This window comes from Pantoea sp. BRR-3P (assembly GCF_039621635.1).
Classification (GTDB): Bacteria; Pseudomonadota; Gammaproteobacteria; order Enterobacterales; family Enterobacteriaceae; genus Pantoea; species Pantoea floridensis.
On sequence record NZ_CP155067.1, the window covers coordinates 247,883 to 268,096 of the forward strand.

The following is a 20,214-nucleotide window of genomic DNA, read 5'->3' on the forward strand; positions in this document are numbered from 1 at the left end:
ATGCGTACTGTATCTGTATTCAAAAATGGCAACAATCGCGCTATCCGTTTGCCGCGCGACATGGACTTTGAAGGTGTCAACGAACTCGAAATTATTCGTGAAGGGGACATGCTAATCCTGCGTCCGGTCAAACCGAGTTGGGATTCTTACTTGTTGGAAGAAAAGGCAGAGCCTGACTTCTTGAGTGAGAGGGAGGACGTGATTCAGGAAGGGCGGTTTGAACTTTGATGAAAACCTATATGCTAGATACCAATATATGCGCATTTATCGTGCGTGAGCAGCCGGAAGCGGTGATTGAGAAGTTAACGCAATGTGTTATGCGACGCGATCGTATTGTGGTATCGGCTATCACTTATGCCGAAATGCGCTTTGGCGCGATTGGCAAAAAAGCCTCTCCGAAACACCTCTCGTTAGTTGAAGCGTTTGTGACTCGACTTGATGCTGTTTTGCCATGGGACCGTGCGGCAGTTGATGCCACCACTCAAGTGAAAATGGCGCTTGCTGCTACCGGTACGCCGATAGGACCTAATGATGCGGCAATTGCTGGGCATGCGATTGCGACAAATACTATTTTAGTCACCAATAATACGCGAGAATTCATTCGTGTTGCAGGCCTCGATCTACAAGATTGGTCTCAGTAATAACGAATATTAATGACTGCACTGAAATAAATGCAGCCAGATGAATGTTTGTGTTATGGCGTGTTTAATCTCCACGCAACACCGACAACAATGTTTCGGTATTCATTTTCCCCGCACTATCACTGCCTGCCAGTAAGTCCGCTGCCAGCTGACGTTTACGGTTATGGTTGCGGGAATTCGCAGCTTTTCACCGAGTACCGCGGCAATTTTTCTGTGTGCTTCGTTCACCGCATAGGCGACTAATCGGGTCGGCGTTTCATTGACCATGACGACCTGATCGCGGCTATCGAAACTCGGGCTGAGCCTAAGACAAAGTTGGTCGTGCTTTTCGGTGATCGAGAGCTGGATTTGTCCTGACTCAATATCGATGCGGACATCCGGCGCATCTTGCCAGAAAACAGCGGGATGTCCGGCCAACAGCTGCAGCGCTTCATTAGCGTCAACTTCATATCTATCCGAACCGTAATAGTGGTATTGCGAAGTGATAGGTTTGGCGACCTGGCGATCCTGCGCCACCAGCCATGGCAGCTTATCATCGATATATGGAGCAAAAGGGCAGGGTAACAGAACGTTACCCTGCGAATGGCGTAGTTATCCGCGCATCGGTTCAGCGCGTACTGGTTTATCGCCGGCGACAAAGTAATCCGCTTCGCTGCGCGGCAGCGGCTGGCGACCACGAATGTTATCCGCGATTTTTTCACCAATCATGATGGTGGTGGCGTTGAGATTGCCGGTGATGATTAACGGCATAATCGAGGCATCGACAACGCGCAGTGCTTCAATGCCGTGCACGCGACCTTCGCCATCAACCACCGACATTTCGTCGTTACCCATCTTACAGGTGCCGCACGGGTGATAAGCGGTTTCGCCGTGGTTACGCACAAACTCATCCAGCTGTTCATCGGTCTGGCAATCCAGCCCTGGGCTGATCTCTTTGCCACGATACTTATCCAGCGCCGGTTGATTAATGATTTGACGCGTGATGCGAATGGCATCGCGGAACTCATGCCAATCCTGCTCATGTGACATGTAGTTGAACAGAATCGCCGGATCGCGACGTGGATCGCGTGATTTCAGGCGTACATGGCCGCGACTTGGTGAGCGCATGGAGCCAACGTGGCACTGGAATCCGTGCGCTTCCACCGCATTCGAGCCGTTGTAGTTAATCGCTACTGGCAGGAAGTGATACTGAATATTCGGCCAGGTAAACTCTTCACGGCTGCGGATAAAGCCGCCGCCTTCGAAATGATTACTGGCGCCAACGCCGGTGCCGTTAAACAGCCACTCCGCGCCGATTTTCGGCTGGTTCCACCACTTCAGTGCCGGATAAAGCGAAACCGGCTCTTTGCACTCATATTGCAGGTACATTTCGAGGTGATCCTGCAGGTTCTCGCCCACGCCTGGCAAATCATGCACCAACGGAATATCAAACTGTTTTAGCAACGCTGCCGAACCGACGCCAGAACGCTGCAGAATCTGCGGCGAAGCAATGGCACCGGCGCAAAGCAGCACTTCACGACGCGCCTCGACTTTATGCGAGGTGTTGCTGGAACCCAGCAGATACTGCACGCCAATGGCACGTTTACCGTCAAACAGAATGCGATCGGTGGTGGCATGCGTGATGATCTTCAGGTTCGGACGCGTTTTCGCGGTATCGAGATAGCCGCGCGCGGTGCTGGAACGGCGGCCTTTCGGCGTGACAAAGCGGTCCATTGGACCAAAGCCTTCCTGCTGATAGCCGTTGAGATCGTCAGTGCGCGGATAACCTGCCTGAACGCCCGCTTCAATCATCGCTGCAAACAGAGGATTGTTACCGGGTTTACAGGTGGTAATGCTCACCGGGCCTTCGCCGCCATGATAATCGTTGGCACCGATATCGCGCGTTTCGGATTTGCGATAGTAGGGCAGACAGTTGAGATAGCTCCAGCTCTCGAGGCCAGGTTCCTTCGCCCAGTTGTCCAGGTCCATGGCGTTACCACGGATGTAACACATGCCGTTGATCAACGATGAACCGCCTAAACCCTTGCCGCGCCCGCACTCCATTCGGCGGTTGTTCATGTATGGCTCAGGTTCCGTTTCATATGCCCAGTTGTAGCGTTTTCCCTGCAAAGGGAAAGCCAGCGCCGCAGGCATCTGCGTGCGAAAATCGAAGCGGTAGTCTGGGCCACCCGCCTCTAAAAGCAGCACATTGACGCTGCTATCTTCGGTCAGTCTTGTTGCCAAAACGTTCCCTGCGGATCCGGCTCCGATAATGATGTAATCAAATTCCATTAGTCGTTCCTCAGGTTAAAAGCCAAAATTAAAATACGGACTGAAAACGGGTCATTTCGAGCTGAACAGATTTCACCTGGGTGTAATTCTGCAGCGTCATCAGGCCGTTTTCGCGGCCCACGCCGGAGTGCTTATAGCCACCCACCGGCATTTCAGCGGCGGATTCTCCCCAGGTGTTAATCCAGCAAATGCCCGCTTCAATCTGGTGAATTACGCGGTGCGCGCGGTTAAGATCTTGCGTCACCACACCGGCCGCCAGACCAAAATCGGTCGCGTTGGCGCGACGTACCACTTCGTCTTCGCTTTCGTAAGTCAGAATTGACATCACCGGGCCAAAAATCTCTTCGCGCACGATGGTCATCTCATCGCGGCAATCGGTGAACACGGTCGGCTCCACCCATGCGCCGTTATCGAAGCCCGCGCCGCTCAGGCGTTTACCGCCGCACAGCAGACGCGCGCCTTCGCTAATACCTGATTCGATATAGCGCATGACGTTGTCGCGATGGGGGAAGCTCACCAGTGGACCAAAATTAGTGCCCGGATCGTTCAGGTCTCCCGCTTTAATGCGCGCCACGCGCTCGGTGATTTTTGTTTCAAACGCAGACAGCAATTTGGCAGGGATGAACACGCGCGTGCCGTTGGTGCAAACCTGGCCGGAGCTGTAGAAGTTCGCCATCATGGCGATATCGGCAGCGAGATCGAGATCCGCATCATCGAAGATGATCAGCGGTGATTTACCGCCCAGCTCCATGGTGACGTCTTTCAGCGTCGAACCAGCCGCGTTAGCCATCACTTTCTTACCGCTCGCCACGCCGCCGGTGAAGGAGACTTTATCGATGCCCGGATGATCGGTCAGCAGTTGCCCGGTGACGGAGCCGCGACCGTTCACCACGTTAAACACACCATCTGGCACGCCGGCTTCGGTGTAGATTTCTGCCAGTTTCAGCGCGGTCAGCGGCGTGACTTCACTTGGTTTGAAGATCATCGCGTTACCGGCAGCCAGCGCTGGCGCCGATTTCCACAAGGCAATCTGAATCGGGTAGTTCCACGCGCCAATACCGGCAACCACGCCCAGCGGTTCACGGCGGGTATAGACGAAAGAAGTATCGCGCAGCGGGATTTGCTGGCCTTCAAGCGCGGGAATCAACCCGGCGTAGTATTCCAGAACGTCGGCGCCGGTGACGATATCAACATATTGGGTTTCGCTGAGCGGCTTGCCGGTGTCGAGGGTTTCCAGCGCGGCCAGTTCATCATTGCGTTCACGCAGAATATCCACCGCACGACGCAAAATGCGCGAGCGTTCCATTGCGGTCATCGCCGCCCAGACTTTTTGGCCTTTTTTTGCCGCGGCGACAGCGCGATCAACATCCGCGCGCTCGGCCTCGTGCACTTCAGCGAGTACTTCGCCGTTGGCCGGGTTGATGGTCTGAAAGGTGTTGCCTGCCGCAGCGGGAACTCGTGCGCCATCAATATAAAGGTGTTGCTCGGTGAATCGGGACATGATTTCTCCTTCCTCAGTGATTCTGGTCAGCCAGCTGCTGACGAATGAATTGGGTGGTGAGCGTTCTGGCGATATCCAAATCGAACGGTTTACCGCTTAGCGCGGCGCGCAACCAGAGGCCATCGATCAGCGAGGCGAGACCATGTGCCGCCAGGCGAGCCTTTTCGCGCGGAATCACGCGGCGAAATTCAGCCGCGAGTGTGGAAAACAGTCGACGGCTGCTAACGCGCTCCAGTCGCCCTAGCTGTGGCTGATGCATGCTGCTGGCCCAAAAATCCAGCCAGGCTTTCATCGCGGCGCTGTGCACCTGCGAATCATCAAAATTGCCTTCCACAATCGCTAGCAGGCGCGCTTCGGTACTGGCGTCGGCCAGCGGCTTCAATCGTGCCGCCACGGCATCGCGCAACTGACGGGTAACGTCGCGCATGGTGGCTTCTAACAGACCGTTCTTGTCTTTGAAGTAGTGGCTGATGATGCCTGTCGATACGCCGGCACGTCGTGCTATTTGCACGATGGTGGCGTCGTTGATCCCGACTTCATTAATGGTACTCAGGGTCGCATCAATCAGTTGCCGACGACGTATCGGCTGCATTCCCACCTTTGGCATAACGCTCCAGCTCCACCGCAATGTAAGGACACTATTAAAACTTTTTTTGATTGCACGTTCAATATAAAAAAGAAATTTGTTAGGATGCTGTGCTTGATTTGTTACAGAAACGGAGCGGTTAGTTGAAAGGAACTTAGCAGGTGCGCATTAATGCACACCCTACGAAAACCGCATTTTCCCGCTTAGGATCGCCATTCATTGCGACCAAATCGGGCTTTATTGGCATGAATTACAGGAAATTAACCAGAGGTAATCGATGATTAATCCACCTGCCAGTGAAAAAGACAGAATCAATCCTGTGGTGTTTTACACCTCCGCCGGACTGATTCTGACGTTTTCACTTGTCACGATTTTTTACAGCGAATTAGCGGCCAGCTGGATTCAGACCGCCGTCAATTGGGTCACCTCCACGTTTGGCTGGTACTACATGCTCGCTGCCACGCTGTACATCGTGTTCGTCATTTACATGGCGTGTTCCCGCTACGGCGCGATCAAGCTCGGGCCTGAGCAATCCAAACCCGAATTCAGCTTACTAAGCTGGTCGGCAATGCTGTTCGCGGCCGGCATTGGTATAGACCTGATGTTCTTCTCGGTAGCCGAACCGGTTACCCAATATATGCAGCCGCCGGAAGGTGCAGGGCAGACCCTGGAAGCGGCGCGTCAGGCAATGGTGTGGACACTGTTTCACTATGGCGTGACCGGCTGGTCTATGTACGCGTTAATGGGGATCGCACTCGGCTACTTTAGCTATCGCTACAATCTGCCGCTCACCATTCGTTCCGCGCTCTATCCGATATTCGGTAAGCGCATTAATGGTCCGATTGGTCACACGGTAGATATCGCCGCGGTAATCGGCACCATCTTTGGTATCGCCACCACCTTGGGTATTGGTGTGGTGCAGCTTAACTACGGTCTTAATGTACTGTTTGATGTGCCGGAAGGTTTCACCGCGCAGGCGGCGTTGATTGTGCTGTCGGTGATTATCGCGACCATTTCAGTCACCTCCGGCGTAGATAAAGGGATCCGTATTCTTTCGGAACTCAACGTCGCGCTGGCGCTGGGATTGATCCTGTTCGTGTTGTTTATGGGCAAAACGGACTTCCTGCTTAATGCGCTGGTGCTGAACGTGGGGGATTACGTCAATCGCTTTATGGGCATGACGCTCAACACCTTTGCCTTTGACCAGCCAAGAGAGTGGATGAATAGCTGGACGCTGTTCTTCTGGGCATGGTGGGTTGCATGGTCACCATTTGTTGGCCTGTTCCTTGCGCGTATTTCACGCGGCCGTACCATTCGTGAGTTCGTATTAGGTACGCTGATCATCCCCTTCACCTTTACGCTGCTGTGGCTGTCAGTGTTCGGTAACGCGGCGCTGTACGAAATCATTCACGGCGATGCAGGTTTTGCGCAGGAAGTGATGGCGCATGCCGAACGCGGTTTCTACAGTCTGCTGGCGCAGTATCCCGCCTTTAAGTTCAGTGCTTCCGTTGCCACCATCACCGGTATGCTGTTCTATGTCACGTCTGCCGATTCAGGCTCGCTGGTGCTGGGTAACTTCACCTCGAAGCTGAAAGACATCAACAGCGATGCACCAAACTGGCTGCGTATATTCTGGTCGATAGCGATTGGTGTGCTGACCATGGGCATGTTGATGACCAACGGCATTTCTGCCTTGCAGAACGCCACGGTGATCATGGGCTTACCGTTCAGTTTCGTGATCTTCTTTGTGATGGCCGGTTTGTATAAATCGCTGAAGGTGGAAGATCATCGCCGTGCCAGCGCCAGCCGCGACACTGCGCCGTATATTCCGGCCAGCAACGATCGTCTGAGCTGGAAGAAGCGTTTATCGCGCCTGATGAACTACCCGGGCACGCGCTATACGCAGAAAATGATGGAAGAGGTGTTGTATCCAGCGATGCAGGACGTGGCGAAAGAGTTGGAACTGCGCGGTGGACGCGTGTCGCTGGAGCGGGCGGAACCGGAGGAAGGGCAGCCGCTGGGCCATCTGGACCTGCGCGTGCTGCTGGGCGAAGAGCAGGATTTCGTCTATCAGATTTGGCCACAACAGTACTCGGTACCGGGCTTTACCTATCGTGCGCGCAGCGGTAAATCAACCTATTACCGCCTGGAAACCTTCCTGCTGGAAGGCAGCCAGGGCAACGATTTGATGGACTACAACAAAGAGCAGGTGATTATCGATATTCTCGATCAGTATGAGCGTCACCTGAACTTTATCCATCTTCATCGTGAAGCGCCGGGCAGCAGCATGACCTTCCCGAGCGTGTAACGGGTGGTTACCTGCCGATGAGCTAAGCACTGAACGACTTTCGTTCGCCATTTGCTACTGAGTCATCATCGCTGTAACGCCTGTAGGGTCGCCATTCATGGCGACCCACTCGCGCAGATTCCCGAATAACAGCTAAGCTTTCAAGCTGATTAAATGGGGGATGAAATGAAATTAGGCTTTGCTTGTAAGTATCTGGATCAACAGGCTACCCAGCCGTTTCCCTTCAAAAGCACCACGCGCACGCGCTTTCTCAGCCTTGACGATGATGCTCGCATCACGCTGCTGAACCAACTTGCGCAGAATAATCTGCAAAACCTCCATCTCACGCTGAACCAGCTGGCAGCGCAACCAGACGCGCTTCGCATGATGCGAATTGGCAGCGATCTGTTACCGCTGTACACGGTCCCGCAAGCTACCCAGCTTTATGGTGAATTGCTGAAGGATCTCGAGCCGTTATTGCAGCGCTGCGGTGAGTTGGCGCGGGCCCATAATATTCGCCTGTCATTTCACCCCGGCCAATATACCGTGCTGGCATCAGATAATGAGGGCGTAGTGGATCGCGCGATTGAAGATGTGGAATATCACGCCACCTGCGCCGTGCTGATGGGTTATGGCCGCCAGTTTCAGGATTTCAAAATCAATATCCATATGAACGGGAAAAAGGGGATTGAGGGATTTCGCGCCGCGTTTAGGCGCCTGAGTCCGGCAGCCCGTAATATGCTCACGGTGGAAAACGACGAGATATCCTGCTCGCTGGATGATGTATTACAGGCGCGCCATCTTTGTCCTGTGGTGCTGGATATCCACCATCATTGGGTGAAAGAGAATCAATATATTCAGGCTGACGATGCGCGTATTGAGCTGATTGAGTCGTCATGGCGTGATGTGCGGCCGGTACTGCATTATTCAATTGCTCAGGAAGGCATCATTCCCGATCGTGGTTTTCCCGATCAGCAGGATTTGGCCGTATCAAAGTCGAAACTTCGCGCCCACTCTGATTACTACTTCAATCAAACGTTAAATGATTGGGCGCTGTCGTTTAATGCCTTTGATATTATGTGCGAAGTCAAAATGAAGAATTTAGCACGCGACCGTTTATACCATTATGCAGTCGAGTGCCAGCGCATTACGGTGAGGTAATCACAATCGCTACGCGGCGATTTTGTGCCCGGCCCTGAGCGCTGTTATTACTGTTGACCGGCGCGCTCATGCCGAGGCCGCGCGTGACAATATTGTCGCGTGGGATTGCCGCGCCCACCGCCCACTGAGCCGCTACGGCGTTGGCGCGTTTCAGTGAGAGCTGTTGGTTATAATCCGCTTTGCCGTAGTTATCTGTATGACCATCAACGCGTACGTGCTTAATGCCGCTAGCCGCCAAATTTCTCGCCATCGTGGTGATGGTACTTTTACTAGCTGGCGTGAGTTCCGACTCGTTCACACCGAACAAAATTTTGTCCGATAAGCCTAACCCCCAGCCTTCGTTATTTTCACTGAAGCCAGCGTGACGCATCGCCGCTATTTGCGCATCGCTGAAGCGCCCCGTTGACTGGCAGCCAACCAGCGCCCATACCACCATCATCAGGAAAAGTTTTCTTTTCATACCTGCACCTTACTTATTCCCTTATTTTTATACATATTCATATCTGCGCGTTCCAGAATCGATTCCACCGTATCGCCGTGCTGTGACCAGGCATAGCCGATGGTTACCGAGGTGGTTATCTGAGTGCCTTCCGCAACCACAATTTTTTGGCTAATCGCTTCATGAATATCCTGCAATAGCAATTGAAGCTGTGCTTCACTTACCCGGCTGGTGATTAACATGGCGAACTCATCGCCCCCAAGTCGTGCCACTAAATCATTTTTATAAGCCAAAGCGGAAAGGCGTGATCCGACGGTTTTCAGAACCTCATCACCGGCTGCATGTCCCCAATTGTCATTAATACTCTTAAAGCGATCGCCATCGAGGAACAGCAGGGCAAAACGCTCTTTCGCGAACTGCCGATCGAGCAATTGCGACAGGCGGGCCACAAAAGCGGCGCGGTTAGCCAGGCCGGTTAACGGATCTTCCAGGGCTTTAGCCGCCAGCGACTGATTGTCACGTAGCAGCGAAGCCTGCAACGTTTGCATCTCCGTCAGCAGCGAATTGAGGTCGTCGGAGAAAAGCTGAAATTCCCGGGTTGGGCTTTCCGGAATATGTAATGAAAAGTCACCGGAGCGAATCACGTAATGAATTGAGCTGGTGATATTGCGCAATGAGGCGAGCATGCCGCGATGCAAAAACTCACTCAACAGGAAAGAGATAATCAATACGCACAGCATGCCGCTGGTTAAAATCATCAGCGAGTAGCGGATAAATTCGGCCGCACCGGTAACGGTGCCCTCAAGCGTAAGCGTGCCGACGGTGGCTTCCGCGTGGTTAATGTTGACGCTAAGCGGTTTGACGTAAATCCATTCACGCAATAAACGCGGATACCAGCCGTTCTCTTGCTGATGATCGTGCCACTCCACCAATACAGTGTGATCATCAGTGACCAGTTTTGCCGAGTCAAACATTCCTTCTTCACCCAGGCGCGCAATTTTATTATGCGCATCGTAACTGTCTTCAAATACCGTAGCGGCGGTGAGCGTGGTGCTCAGCGTCGCAGCAATCAGTTCCAGATTGCGCTTTTCGTAGTTTTTTATAAACAGTAACGACGTTGAAGAGAGCAGCAGCCAGCACAGCAATAAAATAACGGCAGAATTGATGGTGCTAATTTTGCGCAACTTATTGCGTATCGATGATTTGTCATTTCTTATTTTATCGAGTTTCATCTTATTTGCTTCCATTGCGGGACAGCAACAGCACATCTGGGCTTACCCTGACGCCACTCCGCGCCAGTGAATCAAGATTGACTGAAAATAGCGTGTGGTCAGCATTGAAGATCAGACAAAATGCGGCACCAATCGTACAATCTGTATTGTTTTCAGCCAGGGTAAGCACCGGTTTCCCGCTGAATTGCTTAGCAATTTCCAGCTGTTGTTGTGGCGTCTGTTCGCCGAAATAGACCGCATCGCAATCTTGCGTCGCCAGCTCGCTCTGGCTGGTCAAATAGACCACCTTAAACAGCGCTGCATTGGAGGCGGTATTTTGCGGCAGCGAGAGATGCTGCGCGGATGAAAATACGCAAAGTTGCGGTGCGCGCGTTAAACCCGGCCAGTGCGTAAAGCTAATAATGCCGCTGACGATCCGGTTAGCTTTATCGTCTTTAATTTCGGCAAAAGCAGAGTGTGAAATAAACAGCAGCAGAAAGATGGCATAGATAAAAATTTTACAGGCGTGGATCAGGGATAATTGCCAGTTGGCTTCCCAATAAGCGTGTTGTTTACATAACATCCTGCGTTCCTGGTCATTCTCGGCATCGTTCTGCGCCTGATTAAGCGGGTAAATAGTACCATCGCCGGTTTTAAAAGAGTACTGGGGTTGGCCGCTCGCGCTGATTGGGTCGCCACAATCAATGGCAGCGAGCGGAGTGGCTACTCGTCCAGGCGGGAGGCGCTTTGGTTGATGAAGAGATGATCTGGCACAGGAAACCGCTTTTCTCTGCGCGAAATAATTTTATGGAAATCCCACCGGAATGAGCATGTTTCAACAAAGTGTGATCCAGAACACATTTATTTGTCTGATAACAGATCCTCGTAAAAATCGTCTCAGGCGCGAGAAATGTGCAAAACGGCAGCAATAATGCGCTCCAGCAATCAGATTGCATTAGCAGTCCTTACACGTTATCCGCGCAAAGCATGCGGTTTAAGAACATCTTTTTTTATTGCGAAACATTTTGTCGTATTTATCGAGGTGAGGCTTTTTTACATTCTGGCAGGATACGCAGCACTCGTACTTCCTGGTCTTTGTGTGATGCAGTGGTTTTCAAAAAACGCCGTTTTTTTTGCTGTAAAAACCTCTCTGGCCGCCTTCCTGGCATTGTATCTCGCACTGGAATTGAATCTGGATAAGCCGGCCTGGACAGTGACCACGGTCCTGCTTGCGTCGCAGCTCTATTCCGCCTCAACCATTTCCAAATCGGTGTTTCGATTACTCGGCACCTTGCTGGGTGGCGTATTTATCTTCTTTATTTTTCCGCCAACCGTGCAACATCCATTGCTGTTCTGTTTCTGCGTCTCGCTGTGGGTGAGCGTTTGCTTGTATCTGTCGCTGCATGACCGCACACCAAAAAGTTATATTTTCATGCTGGCCGGTTACAGTGCAGCAATCATGGGGTTCCCGGAAGTCACCACGCCGCTCTCTATCACCAGCACGGTTATCTCGCGTATAGAAGAGATCACGTTGGGTATCGTCTGCAGCAGCCTGGTGCATGCGCTGTTATTTCCGGTCTCGATGCGCAGCCTGCTGGAGCAAAGCGTTAGCCTGTGGTATCTCAACGCGCGCAAATTATGCAGCGATCTGCTCTCCGGTATTCCCAGCGACACATCGCCTGAGCGCGACGATATCCTCATCCGCATGGCAACCAACCCGCAGCAGGTCGAAGTTCTGATTACCCACTGCGTCTATGAAGGCGATGCCGCGCGCCGGTTAATTCGTCTGGTCAGCGTACAATACCAACATCTTTCCTATTTAATCCCGACGCTCACGGCGATTGAGCTGCGTTTACAGCGGTTATCTGCGCTGCAAATTACTTTCCCGGAAAATGTGGCGCTAACTTTTCAACTGTTTTTGCAATGGCTACATGATGGCGAAGCGGTGGGTGAAACCAGTGGCATTCAGCAGACGCTGAGTGGCTGTCAGCAGGAACTCAATGCCACATGGCAAAACGGGGAGATGCCCACGGAAACCTGGCTGCTGTTGACCGGATTACTTGAACGACTAACGGATTTTGTGCGTATTGCCGGTGCGTATCAAAGCGTAAGTGGTTTGGTCAGCGATTTGTCAGGCGACACCACGCTAGCTCGGGGCAAACGCACGCATCGCTTTTTTGATAAGGGGCTGATCCGGCTCTCCGCGTTAACCGCATTTTGCGCAACCTTCGGTTCCTGCCTGTTATGGATGGCCTCGGGTTGGCGCGATGGCGCGTCGGCGCCGGTAATGGCGGCCATCCTGTGCTCATTGCTGGCCAGTGTGGATACGCCGCTAACCTCGATGAAGCTGTTTGTGCGTGGCGTCATCGTAGCCATTGTTATCAGCGTGATTTACGTGGCGCTGCTGTTACCGCAAGCCACCTCATTTGAAGCGTTAATCATTTGCCTGGCACCTGGCCTGATGATGCTTGCGCTGATGATTGCGCGACCTTCGACCAATATGATTGGCCTCAGCGTCGCGATTCAAATTCCCGGTTTCATTGGTTTGGGTCACCATCTAAAACCGGATTTGGTGTTGCTGATCAATAATGCGATTGCCTCGATGGCCGGCGTGATGTTTGCGGTTATCGTGACAGCCATCATGCGCAACAAACGACCTTCCTGGACCGCACGCCGCGCAGTGCGGCAAGGCCTGCGCGAGCTGTTACGCTTTATTAAAGAGACCGAACGTAATGGCTCGTCGCTGCTGGGACGCCAACGCTTTATCAGTCTGATGTTGGATAAAGTGAATGTGGTACTGCCGCGTTTGCGTCTGGATCCGCATCCCGATATGCGTTCAGCCGGAATGTTGCTCAAAGAAGTGTGGTTGGGCGTAAACAGTTTTGACTACTACGCGCGGCACAAAGCGCTTCTGCAGCAATATCAGCTGGATAGCGGACAGATGTTTCATGAACTGGCGCTGTTTCTTAAACGCAGGCTGAAATCCTTGCAGACGCCGCCGCACGCTGACTTGCAAGAGGAACTGGATTTGCTGCTGTTGATACTGGAGCAGTTGGCAAAAAGCGATGAAAGGGTGCTAACACCCTTGTTCCATCTGTTCAGCGTTCGGTTGTATCTGTTCCCGCAGCAAGCGTGGCCGGTGGCGACGCCGCGTCAGGTGGAGATTATTGCGCGACGTCGTTTTATTCACACAGAGTCAGGTGCACGCTAATGCGCACGCATTAGATCGATTCGAGATTACGCCCGTTGCTGGCAATCACCTGTTTGTACCACCAGAACGATTTTTTGCGGATACGCTCAAGGCTGCCGTTACCTTGATCGTCACGATCAACATAGACGAAGCCATAACGTTTACTCATTTCACCGGTCGATGCCGCCACTAAATCAATGCAGCCCCAGGTGGTATAGCCAATCAGCGGAACACCATCAGCGATGGCGTCGCCCATCGCCTGAATATGCTGCTTAAGGTAACTAATGCGGTAATCATCGTTAATTTCGCCGTCAGCATTCATTTCATCGTGCGCGCCTAATCCGTTTTCCACCAGGAAAAGCGGCTTTTGGTAGCGGTCATACATCATGTTCATGGTGATGCGCAGACCAAGCGGATCGATGCCCCAGCCCCACTCGCTACGCGGCAAGTGGGGATTGGTAAGTGATTTCACCACATTGGCGGCGCTGCTGTTTTGCTCATTCATCTCAGCCGACGCACAGCGCGAGGCATAATAGCTGAAAGAGACAAAATCAACCGTGTGACGCAGCGTGGCGGCGTCTTCAGGCTCCATCGCAATTTCCACGCCTTTTTCCCGAAACACGCGAGCGGCATAAGAAGGGTAGGCCCCACGCGCCTGCACATCGATGAAGAACAGGTTTTCGCGATCTTTTTCCAGTGCTGCCCAAACATCTTCCGGCTTGCACGACCACGGATAAAAATTGCCGCCCGCCAGCATGCATCCCACCTTGTTAGCGGGATTGACCTCATGCGCAATTTTCGTGACCAGCGCACTGGCTACCAGCTCATGATGCGCCGCCTGATACTTCACCTGTTCCGGATTTTCATCAGGCTCAAACACCAAACCCGCGCCCGAAAAAGGACTGTGCAGGAGAATGTTGATCTCGTTAAAAGTCAGCCAATATTTCACCAGACCGTCAAACGCTTCAAAGCAGGTACGCGCGTAGCGGCTGAAAAAAGCGATCATTTTGCGGTTGCGCCATGAACCGTATTCCGTCACCAGATGCATTGGCACATCAAAGTGGCAAAGCGTTACCAGCGGCGTGATGCCGTATTTCTGGCACTCTTCAAACAGGCTACGGTAAAAAGCGATACCTTCTTCATTCGGCGTCAGTTCATCGCCTTTTGGGTAAATACGGCTCCAGGCTATCGAGGTACGGAATACGGTAAAACCCATTTCGGCCATCAGCGCGATATCGTCCTGGTAGCGACGGTAAAAATCGATGGCGTCATGACTGGGATAGTATTCATCGCTGCGCAGCGCAAAGCGCTTCTCCAGGCCCAGCTTTACCGGCATGCGGTGTGCACCATGGGGGATCATATCCACCGTGGTTAAGCCTTTGCCGCCGGCCAGATAGCTCCCCTCAGACTGATTAGCGGCTAATGCGCCGCCCCATAAAAATCCCTCTGGAAATGTCACTGCAGACATAAAAACCTCATTTACACCTTGGATAAATTAACGTTGGCTGGCTTAGCGTTCTCTGCCACAGTTTTTGCCGGTGCATTCTCGGTCACCGGAATATCTTCAAAGCCCAGAATCAACGTAAGCACGAAGGAGAGCACCACGGAAAGCACCATCACGCCACCAACCCACACCATGCTCATCGGATTGTCAGGGTCAAAAAATTGTACGCTGGTAAACAAACCTGGTGAGGCCATCGAATGGCTGGCAAGCCCGCCAATGCCGGCTACCGCGCCGCAAATAAAGCCGCTTATCAGGCTGGCGATCAGGGGACGTTTGAGGCGAACCGCCACGCCGTACAGCGCCGGTTCGGAGATGCCCGCTATAATCGCCGACGCGGCTGCGGCAAACGCCGTCTGGCGCAGTTCCGGATTTTTGGTTTTAAACGCTACCGCCAGCGAAGAGCCGCCAAGCGACAAATTGGCACCGATTTCTGATGGCATTACCATGCCTTCTTTACCCGTTTCGGCAATGGTTTGGATAATGGTGGGGGTGAACACACGATGCATGCCGGTCATCACCAGCAGCGGCCACAGCGCGCCCATAATGGCCACTGAAAGCCAGCCAAGATAGCCGTGAATGGTATAAACCAGCGCCGAGATACCGCTACCAATCCAGATGCCGAGTGGACCAATCAGCACAATGGCGATCGGTGCCGCTACCAGCACAATCAGCATTGGCTTGAGGAAATTCTTTGTCACTGCCGGCGTGATGCGATCAATCCAGTACTCGATATGTGACAAGATCCAGGTCATTACCAACGCCGGGATCACCGTGTAAGTATATTTCACCGCCGTAACGGGGATATAGGCGAACTCAACCGCCTGTCCCTGCGCGGCTTTGGCCATCAAATCAACAAAGTTGGGATGAACCAGCACGCCGGCAATCGCAATCGCTAATGACATATTGGTTTTGAATTTGAGCGCCGCCGAGGCCGCCACCATAATCGGCAGGAAGAAGAAGGCACCATCACCAATGACGTTAAGGATTGCCAGCGTAGACGAACCTTTTGCCAGTACGCCGCTCATCTCTAACACCATCGCCAGCAGTTTAACCATCGAACCGCCAATGATCGCCGGAATCAGTGGCGACATGGTGCCCACCAGCGCGTCGAGAATCCCGGCACCGATGCTGCGCAGGGTGATTTTGCGTTTTAACGGCGCGGCACCATCGCGGTTGGGCGTACCGAGCTTCAACACTTCCTGATAAGCGAGGTTAACGTTATTTCCAATGATCACCTGACATTGGGCATCGGTATGGACGACGCCCATCACGCCGGGAATGGCCTTCAGCGTGGCGTTATCAATCTGCGCGCTATCTTTCACCACAAAGCGCAGACGCGTCATGCAGTGCGTTACCGCTTCGATATTGTCTAACCCGCCGAGCGAAGCCACGATGGCGCGTGAGACTTCCGCATAATTTTTAGCCATGGATTTTTGGTCTCTGTTTTTTTAGGTAGAAGTACAGCCGCCTTCTGTATGATTTATCATCATGAGAAACCGGTTTCACAAAATCATGAAGATGTGGGTTTTCACAGGCAAGAAATTTAAAATTTAATGATCGGAAATGTGAAGTTGATCGGATTGAGCAGAACCGTAAATTTGTCGCGGCAGCAGAAAAATTGCCGCACAATTCGCAGCTTAGGTACACTGCGGCAATGAGCATGGAAAAAGAGTGAATCATGGCGACCATACTTGAGGTGGCAAAAGTAGCAGGCGTCTCCAAAGCGACGGTGTCGCGCGTGTTATCGGGCAATGGTTATGTCAGTCAGGAAAAACGGGAAAAAGTCTTTGAGGCGATAGCCGCAACGGGTTTTCGCCCTAATTTACTGGCGCGTAACCTTGCGACCAAATCGAGCCAAACGATTGGATTGGTGATCACCAACACCTTGTATACCGGCAGCTATTTCACCGAATTGATGCAGCACTCCGCACGCCTGATGGAACAGCAGGGGCGTCAACTGCTACTGGTGGATGGCAAACACAGTGCTGAAGAGGAGCGTGCAGCCATTCAATTCCTGCTCGATCTGCGCTGTGATGGGGTGATCATCTATCCGCGTTTTCTCACCACGGATGAGATGGACAACATCATTGCCCAGCATAACCAGCCGATATTGGTGATCAACCGCCGCCTGCGTCAGCACGACAGCTATTGCATCTATTCCGATCAGCAGCGCAGCAGCGCCGAAGCGGTGGAGCAATTAATTGCTCTGGGCCATCGCGATATTGCGTTTATCACTGGGTCGCTGGATTCTCCTACCGGACGCGAGCGTCTGGCGGGCTACAAAGCGGCATTGCAGAAACAGGGCATTGCGGTTGATGAAGGGTTGATCGTGGCGGGCAAATGGCAAGCGCAAAACGGCATGGCGGCGGTAAACACGCTTGTTGCGCAGGGGCGCAATTTCACCGCGCTGGTTGCCAGTAACGACGATATGGCCGTGGGTGCGCTTAAAGCGCTGGCACAACATCAGATGGCCGTGCCCGCACAGGTCGCCGTGATTGGATTCGATGACATTCCGCTGGCGCCTTTTACTATTCCTGCACTGTCGAGCGTAAAAATGCCGGTCACCGAGATGATTCAGGAGACCATCGAACGTTTGATTGCGATGCTGGACGGCGGTGAAATGCGCAATGATAAAATGTTTAGCGGCGAACTGATTGTGCGGGAATCATTGGGGCCCGGGCCTCATAACAATTTGTGATGGATTAAGTGAAATTTGGCAATGTATCAGTTTCCGTCCTGTTATTTCACCGAAGGCCAGTTATTACTCTGCTAATAAATGGCTTTATTATTTTTACGCATTAAAAAACAAAATTGATAAAATGCAATGGGAAAAGGGTTTCCTCCACAATGTCTGTTAATTTATTGAGGCCAGTAAACAGCAAGCAACGCCGCAATTATTTGTTAGGTTATGTTCTCATTCCATTCCTGCTTAATCAGAATTAGTCTTATTGCTAATAAAAGTTACGTGGTGTTAATTTGAGTTAACTCACCAGTTATCTTTCCTGAGGGAATTATGCACGCACGTATAACGCATCTTGATGGAATGCGCGGTTTAGCGATTCTCATGGTTATTGGTTATCATGCCTACGCACGATGGGCGGAATTATTACCCTATGCCACGGCTACAGAGCATATTCCCGTTTTTGCTTATGGTTGGCTTGGGGTGGAATTATTCTTTATGATCTCTGGCTTCGTCATTTTTATGACGTTGGATAAATCGGTTAGCTACATCAGTTTCCTGAAAAAACGCTGGCTGCGTCTTTTCCCTGCCATGTTTATTGCCAGTATGTTGTTGTACTTTGTCGGCGGACTCTTTCCCGAATGGTCAGCGATGACGCCGCAGGTCAAAAACCTGCTGCCCGGCCTGATATTTACCAATCCAGAAACGCTATCGCAGTTAACCGGCATTGAGTTTAAATCGATGGCGGGTTCGTTCTGGTCGCTTTATGTTGAAGCCGTTTTTTATCTTATTATCGGTGCCATCTATTTTACCTTTGGGCGTAAATATTGCTTACCAGGATTGCTGGTACCCATGTTGCTGCTGTCTGCCTCTTCGGTATTGAAGTCGTTGGGCTATCCTCTGTTTATAGATGTTATTGCCAAGTTCGGTTTTATCCATTACTCATGGTTTATGGTGGGCTGCCTGGTTTACGAAAGAATGCACGGGCGCGATAAGCTGTTGCATTACGCCATTGTGGCGTTCGCGATGCTGATTAATTTCAGCTATTACGTGAAGAATGCCGGCGTAATGACAATTATTCCTTTGCTTGTCGTCATGCTGTTTTTTATTGCCAGTTTCTATTTTAAACAGATGGAGCGCATACTCTCCGTGCGTTTTTTCACGGCGATTGGTTTTGCCAGCTACGCCTTCTATCTTATCCATGAAAACTTAATGATCGCTACGCTAATTAAACTGAATGTTTATATTAAGAGTGAGGGGGGCATGCTATTCATGCCGATTGTTGTGGCTACCGTGCTGTATTATATCGCATTTCTGATCACCAAATATGCAGAGCCAGCGTTGAGAAATATGCTCAAAGGCAAGCGCGTGCCTGCGGCACCGCAATCGGGGGCGGGAGCTTAATACTTCAGCCTGATTGGTTTGGTCTTTCTCTGGGTGCGCTTTTAGGCGCACCGGTCGCTTTCGTCTGCGCATCAGATGCTTACCACCGCCATTTAGTCCTTTCATCCCTCCTTCGGAATTTCTAAAGCAACACCTCGGTTAATGCTGTTTTCACTGTTTCAGGCGGCAGGGTATATCTGACGTAAATCTTTCACTGTTAGCAGGCTGACATGAGCACACATACGCGCATTCGTAAATTCAACACCAAAGAGACGTATCCCAACCAGGCTCTGGATAACGATCTTTGCCAGGCCGTTCGCGCCGGTAATACCGTTTATGTCCGCGGGCAGATAGGCACTGACTTTGCGGGCAATCTGGTGGGGTTAGGCGATCCTGCCGCGCAAGCCGAACAAGCGATGAAAAATGTCAAACAGCTGCTGGAAGAAGCGGGCAGCGATTTGTCGCATATCGTGAAAACCACCACTTACATTATCGATCCGCGCTATCGCGAGCCGGTGTATCAAGTGGTGGGCAAATGGTTGAAAGGGGTGTTTCCCATATCAACTGGCCTGGTGATTTCCGGCCTCGGCCAACCGCAGTGGCTAATGGAAATAGATGTGATCGCCGTGATCCCCGACGACTGGCAGCCAGCAGAAGGAGCATGAATTAATGACGTTATCCATTGTTGGACGCTGCGCGGCAACTGGCCAAATCGGCATCGCGATCGCCTCATCCAGTATCGCTGTGGGCGCGCGTTGCCCGTGGTTACGCTCTGACGTCGGTGCCGTCTCAACGCAAAACATCACGTTACCGGCGCTTGGACCACGCATTTTGGATCGCCTGCAGCAGGGTGACAGCGCTGAAGCCGCGTTGCGTAGTGGTTTAGCGAGCGATTGCTGGTTTCAGTATCGCCAGATAACGGTGTTAGCGGCCGATGGGCAAAGTGCCTGGTTCAGCGGAGAGCAAACGTTGGGGATACATAACGCGCAAAGCGGTAACCAGTGCGTCGCCGCCGGTAATTTGCTGGCCAATCCCGAGGTCATTCCGGCGATGGTCGCTGCTTTTGAGCAGCAGCAGGGGCAACTTGCCGCGCGTTTGCTGGCGGCGATGCAAGCCGGCATGGCGGCGGGAGGTGAAGCGGGCCCGATACACTCAGCCGCCTTATCGATCGTGGCGGATCAAGTGTGGCCGATTGTCGATCTCCGCATTGACTGGACCGCAGCCGAGCCTATCGACGAGCTGAACCAGCTGTGGCTGGCTTACCAGCCGCAAATGAATGATTACGTGACGCGCGCCATCGATCCCACTCAGGCACCCAGCTACGGCGTGCCGGGTGACGAGTAACGTTCAAGGAGCGGTG

The 20,214-nt window shown here is 52.3% G+C and carries 18 protein-coding genes; 9 read left to right on the forward strand and 9 right to left on the reverse strand.

Translation table 11 applies throughout. The features are described 5' to 3' along the window. Together vapB and AAGR08_RS20755 are read left to right on the forward strand one after the other, a co-directional pair. Nucleotides 1-228, forward strand: a complete 228-nt coding sequence (vapB, locus tag AAGR08_RS20750) for a type II toxin-antitoxin system VapB family antitoxin (RefSeq protein WP_345830660.1) — start codon at nucleotides 1-3, stop codon at nucleotides 226-228. Continuing rightward, complete coding sequence (locus AAGR08_RS20755; protein ID WP_345830662.1) at nucleotides 225-641, forward strand: type II toxin-antitoxin system VapC family toxin; 417 nt, start codon at nucleotides 225-227, stop codon at nucleotides 639-641. Before vapB ends, AAGR08_RS20755 begins: the two co-directional genes overlap by 4 nt. A 102-nt stretch (nucleotides 642-743) precedes the next feature. On the opposite strand, the gene AAGR08_RS20760 is transcribed toward AAGR08_RS20755, so the two are convergent. The 4 genes from AAGR08_RS20760 to betI form a co-directional block, all read right to left on the reverse strand. Further along, on the reverse strand, nucleotides 744-1,157 hold the full coding sequence (locus AAGR08_RS20760; RefSeq protein WP_345830664.1) for a hypothetical protein: 414 nt from the start codon (nucleotides 1,155-1,157) through the stop codon (nucleotides 744-746). 75 nt (nucleotides 1,158-1,232) lie between these two features. Further along, nucleotides 1,233-2,912, reverse strand: a complete 1,680-nt coding sequence (betA, locus tag AAGR08_RS20765; protein WP_097097942.1) for a choline dehydrogenase — start codon at nucleotides 2,910-2,912, stop codon at nucleotides 1,233-1,235. A gap of 28 nt (nucleotides 2,913-2,940) precedes the next feature. After that, nucleotides 2,941-4,413 (reverse strand): betaine-aldehyde dehydrogenase, encoded by a 1,473-nt coding sequence (gene betB / locus AAGR08_RS20770; RefSeq protein ID WP_345830666.1) that lies wholly within the window; start codon nucleotides 4,411-4,413, stop codon nucleotides 2,941-2,943. 13 nt (nucleotides 4,414-4,426) lie between these two features. Then, nucleotides 4,427-5,020 (reverse strand): transcriptional regulator BetI, encoded by a 594-nt coding sequence (betI, locus tag AAGR08_RS20775; RefSeq protein WP_097097940.1) that lies wholly within the window; start codon nucleotides 5,018-5,020, stop codon nucleotides 4,427-4,429. A gap of 256 nt (nucleotides 5,021-5,276) precedes the next feature. Between betI and AAGR08_RS20780 the strand changes: the two genes are divergently transcribed. Both AAGR08_RS20780 and uvsE read left to right on the forward strand, forming a co-directional pair. Beyond that, complete coding sequence (locus AAGR08_RS20780; RefSeq protein WP_345830667.1) at nucleotides 5,277-7,307, forward strand: choline transporter; 2,031 nt, start codon at nucleotides 5,277-5,279, stop codon at nucleotides 7,305-7,307. A 165-nt stretch (nucleotides 7,308-7,472) separates the two neighbouring features. After that, entirely contained in the window at nucleotides 7,473-8,447 is a 975-nt protein-coding gene (gene uvsE, locus AAGR08_RS20785; protein ID WP_345830668.1) for a UV DNA damage repair endonuclease UvsE, read from the forward strand. Here the strand turns inward: uvsE and AAGR08_RS20790 are convergent. From AAGR08_RS20790 to AAGR08_RS20800, 3 genes are read right to left on the reverse strand one after another with little or no spacing between them, the layout of a single operon-like run. Further along, nucleotides 8,434-8,907 (reverse strand): OmpA family protein, encoded by a 474-nt coding sequence (locus AAGR08_RS20790; protein ID WP_345830669.1) that lies wholly within the window; start codon nucleotides 8,905-8,907, stop codon nucleotides 8,434-8,436. The genes uvsE and AAGR08_RS20790 overlap by 14 nt on opposite strands. Then, complete coding sequence (locus AAGR08_RS20795; RefSeq protein WP_345830670.1) at nucleotides 8,904-10,118, reverse strand: diguanylate cyclase; 1,215 nt, start codon at nucleotides 10,116-10,118, stop codon at nucleotides 8,904-8,906. Before AAGR08_RS20795 ends, AAGR08_RS20790 begins: the two co-directional genes overlap by 4 nt. Nucleotide 10,119: 1 nt before the next feature. Next, the gene (locus AAGR08_RS20800) at nucleotides 10,120-10,680 is read right to left on the reverse strand and encodes a YfiR family protein (protein ID WP_097097935.1); all 561 of its coding nucleotides are present in this window, start codon (nucleotides 10,678-10,680) and stop codon (nucleotides 10,120-10,122) included. A gap of 519 nt (nucleotides 10,681-11,199) precedes the next feature. Here AAGR08_RS20800 and AAGR08_RS20805 point away from each other — a divergent pair. Continuing rightward, a complete protein-coding gene (locus AAGR08_RS20805; protein WP_345830672.1) occupies nucleotides 11,200-13,308 on the forward strand; it encodes an FUSC family protein in 2,109 nt (702 codons plus the stop codon). Nucleotides 13,309-13,318: 10 nt separating this feature from the next. On the opposite strand, the gene AAGR08_RS20810 is transcribed toward AAGR08_RS20805, so the two are convergent. Both AAGR08_RS20810 and ascF read right to left on the reverse strand, forming a co-directional pair. Then, entirely contained in the window at nucleotides 13,319-14,755 is a 1,437-nt protein-coding gene (locus tag AAGR08_RS20810) for a 6-phospho-beta-glucosidase (protein ID WP_345830673.1), read from the reverse strand. Between the two features lie 11 nt (nucleotides 14,756-14,766). Then, nucleotides 14,767-16,218 carry a PTS cellobiose/arbutin/salicin transporter subunit IIBC gene (gene ascF / locus AAGR08_RS20815; protein WP_345830675.1) on the reverse strand — a complete coding sequence of 484 codons (1,452 nt, stop codon included), beginning with the start codon at nucleotides 16,216-16,218 and terminating at the stop codon, nucleotides 14,767-14,769. 251 nt (nucleotides 16,219-16,469) lie between these two features. Between ascF and AAGR08_RS20820 the strand changes: the two genes are divergently transcribed. From AAGR08_RS20820 to AAGR08_RS20835, 4 genes are all read left to right on the forward strand, one after another. Further along, nucleotides 16,470-17,489, forward strand: coding sequence for a LacI family DNA-binding transcriptional regulator (locus AAGR08_RS20820; protein WP_345830677.1), 1,020 nt, complete (start codon nucleotides 16,470-16,472; stop codon nucleotides 17,487-17,489). A 315-nt stretch (nucleotides 17,490-17,804) separates the two neighbouring features. Next, on the forward strand, nucleotides 17,805-18,875 hold the full coding sequence (locus AAGR08_RS20825) for an acyltransferase (protein ID WP_345830678.1): 1,071 nt from the start codon (nucleotides 17,805-17,807) through the stop codon (nucleotides 18,873-18,875). Nucleotides 18,876-19,084: 209 nt separating this feature from the next. Then, nucleotides 19,085-19,519, forward strand: a complete 435-nt coding sequence (locus AAGR08_RS20830; protein ID WP_097097929.1) for a RidA family protein — start codon at nucleotides 19,085-19,087, stop codon at nucleotides 19,517-19,519. A 4-nt stretch (nucleotides 19,520-19,523) separates the two neighbouring features. Next, nucleotides 19,524-20,198, forward strand: a complete 675-nt coding sequence (locus AAGR08_RS20835) for a DUF1028 domain-containing protein (protein WP_345830680.1) — start codon at nucleotides 19,524-19,526, stop codon at nucleotides 20,196-20,198. Nucleotides 20,199-20,214: the final 16 nt, after the last annotated feature.

Bases quoted from the DNA above. Each gene is read 5' to 3' on its own strand.
- vapB (WP_345830660.1), top strand. From the start codon at position 1: ATGCGTACTGTATCTGTATTCAAAAATGGCAACAATCGCGCTATCCGT.
- betA (WP_097097942.1), bottom strand. From the start codon at position 2,912: ATGGAATTTGATTACATCATTATCGGAGCCGGATCCGCAGGGAACGTT.
- betB (WP_345830666.1), bottom strand. From the start codon at position 4,413: ATGTCCCGATTCACCGAGCAACACCTTTATATTGATGGCGCACGAGTT.
- betI (WP_097097940.1), bottom strand. From the start codon at position 5,020: ATGCCAAAGGTGGGAATGCAGCCGATACGTCGTCGGCAACTGATTGAT.
- AAGR08_RS20780 (WP_345830667.1), top strand. From the start codon at position 5,277: ATGATTAATCCACCTGCCAGTGAAAAAGACAGAATCAATCCTGTGGTG.
- uvsE (WP_345830668.1), top strand. From the start codon at position 7,473: ATGAAATTAGGCTTTGCTTGTAAGTATCTGGATCAACAGGCTACCCAG.
- AAGR08_RS20790 (WP_345830669.1), bottom strand. From the start codon at position 8,907: ATGAAAAGAAAACTTTTCCTGATGATGGTGGTATGGGCGCTGGTTGGC.
- AAGR08_RS20795 (WP_345830670.1), bottom strand. From the start codon at position 10,118: ATGAAACTCGATAAAATAAGAAATGACAAATCATCGATACGCAATAAG.
- AAGR08_RS20800 (WP_097097935.1), bottom strand. From the start codon at position 10,680: ATGTTATGTAAACAACACGCTTATTGGGAAGCCAACTGGCAATTATCC.
- AAGR08_RS20805 (WP_345830672.1), top strand. From the start codon at position 11,200: ATGCAGTGGTTTTCAAAAAACGCCGTTTTTTTTGCTGTAAAAACCTCT.
- AAGR08_RS20810 (WP_345830673.1), bottom strand. From the start codon at position 14,755: ATGTCTGCAGTGACATTTCCAGAGGGATTTTTATGGGGCGGCGCATTA.
- ascF (WP_345830675.1), bottom strand. From the start codon at position 16,218: ATGGCTAAAAATTATGCGGAAGTCTCACGCGCCATCGTGGCTTCGCTC.
- AAGR08_RS20820 (WP_345830677.1), top strand. From the start codon at position 16,470: ATGGCGACCATACTTGAGGTGGCAAAAGTAGCAGGCGTCTCCAAAGCG.
- AAGR08_RS20825 (WP_345830678.1), top strand. From the start codon at position 17,805: ATGCACGCACGTATAACGCATCTTGATGGAATGCGCGGTTTAGCGATT.
- AAGR08_RS20830 (WP_097097929.1), top strand. From the start codon at position 19,085: ATGAGCACACATACGCGCATTCGTAAATTCAACACCAAAGAGACGTAT.
- AAGR08_RS20835 (WP_345830680.1), top strand. From the start codon at position 19,524: ATGACGTTATCCATTGTTGGACGCTGCGCGGCAACTGGCCAAATCGGC.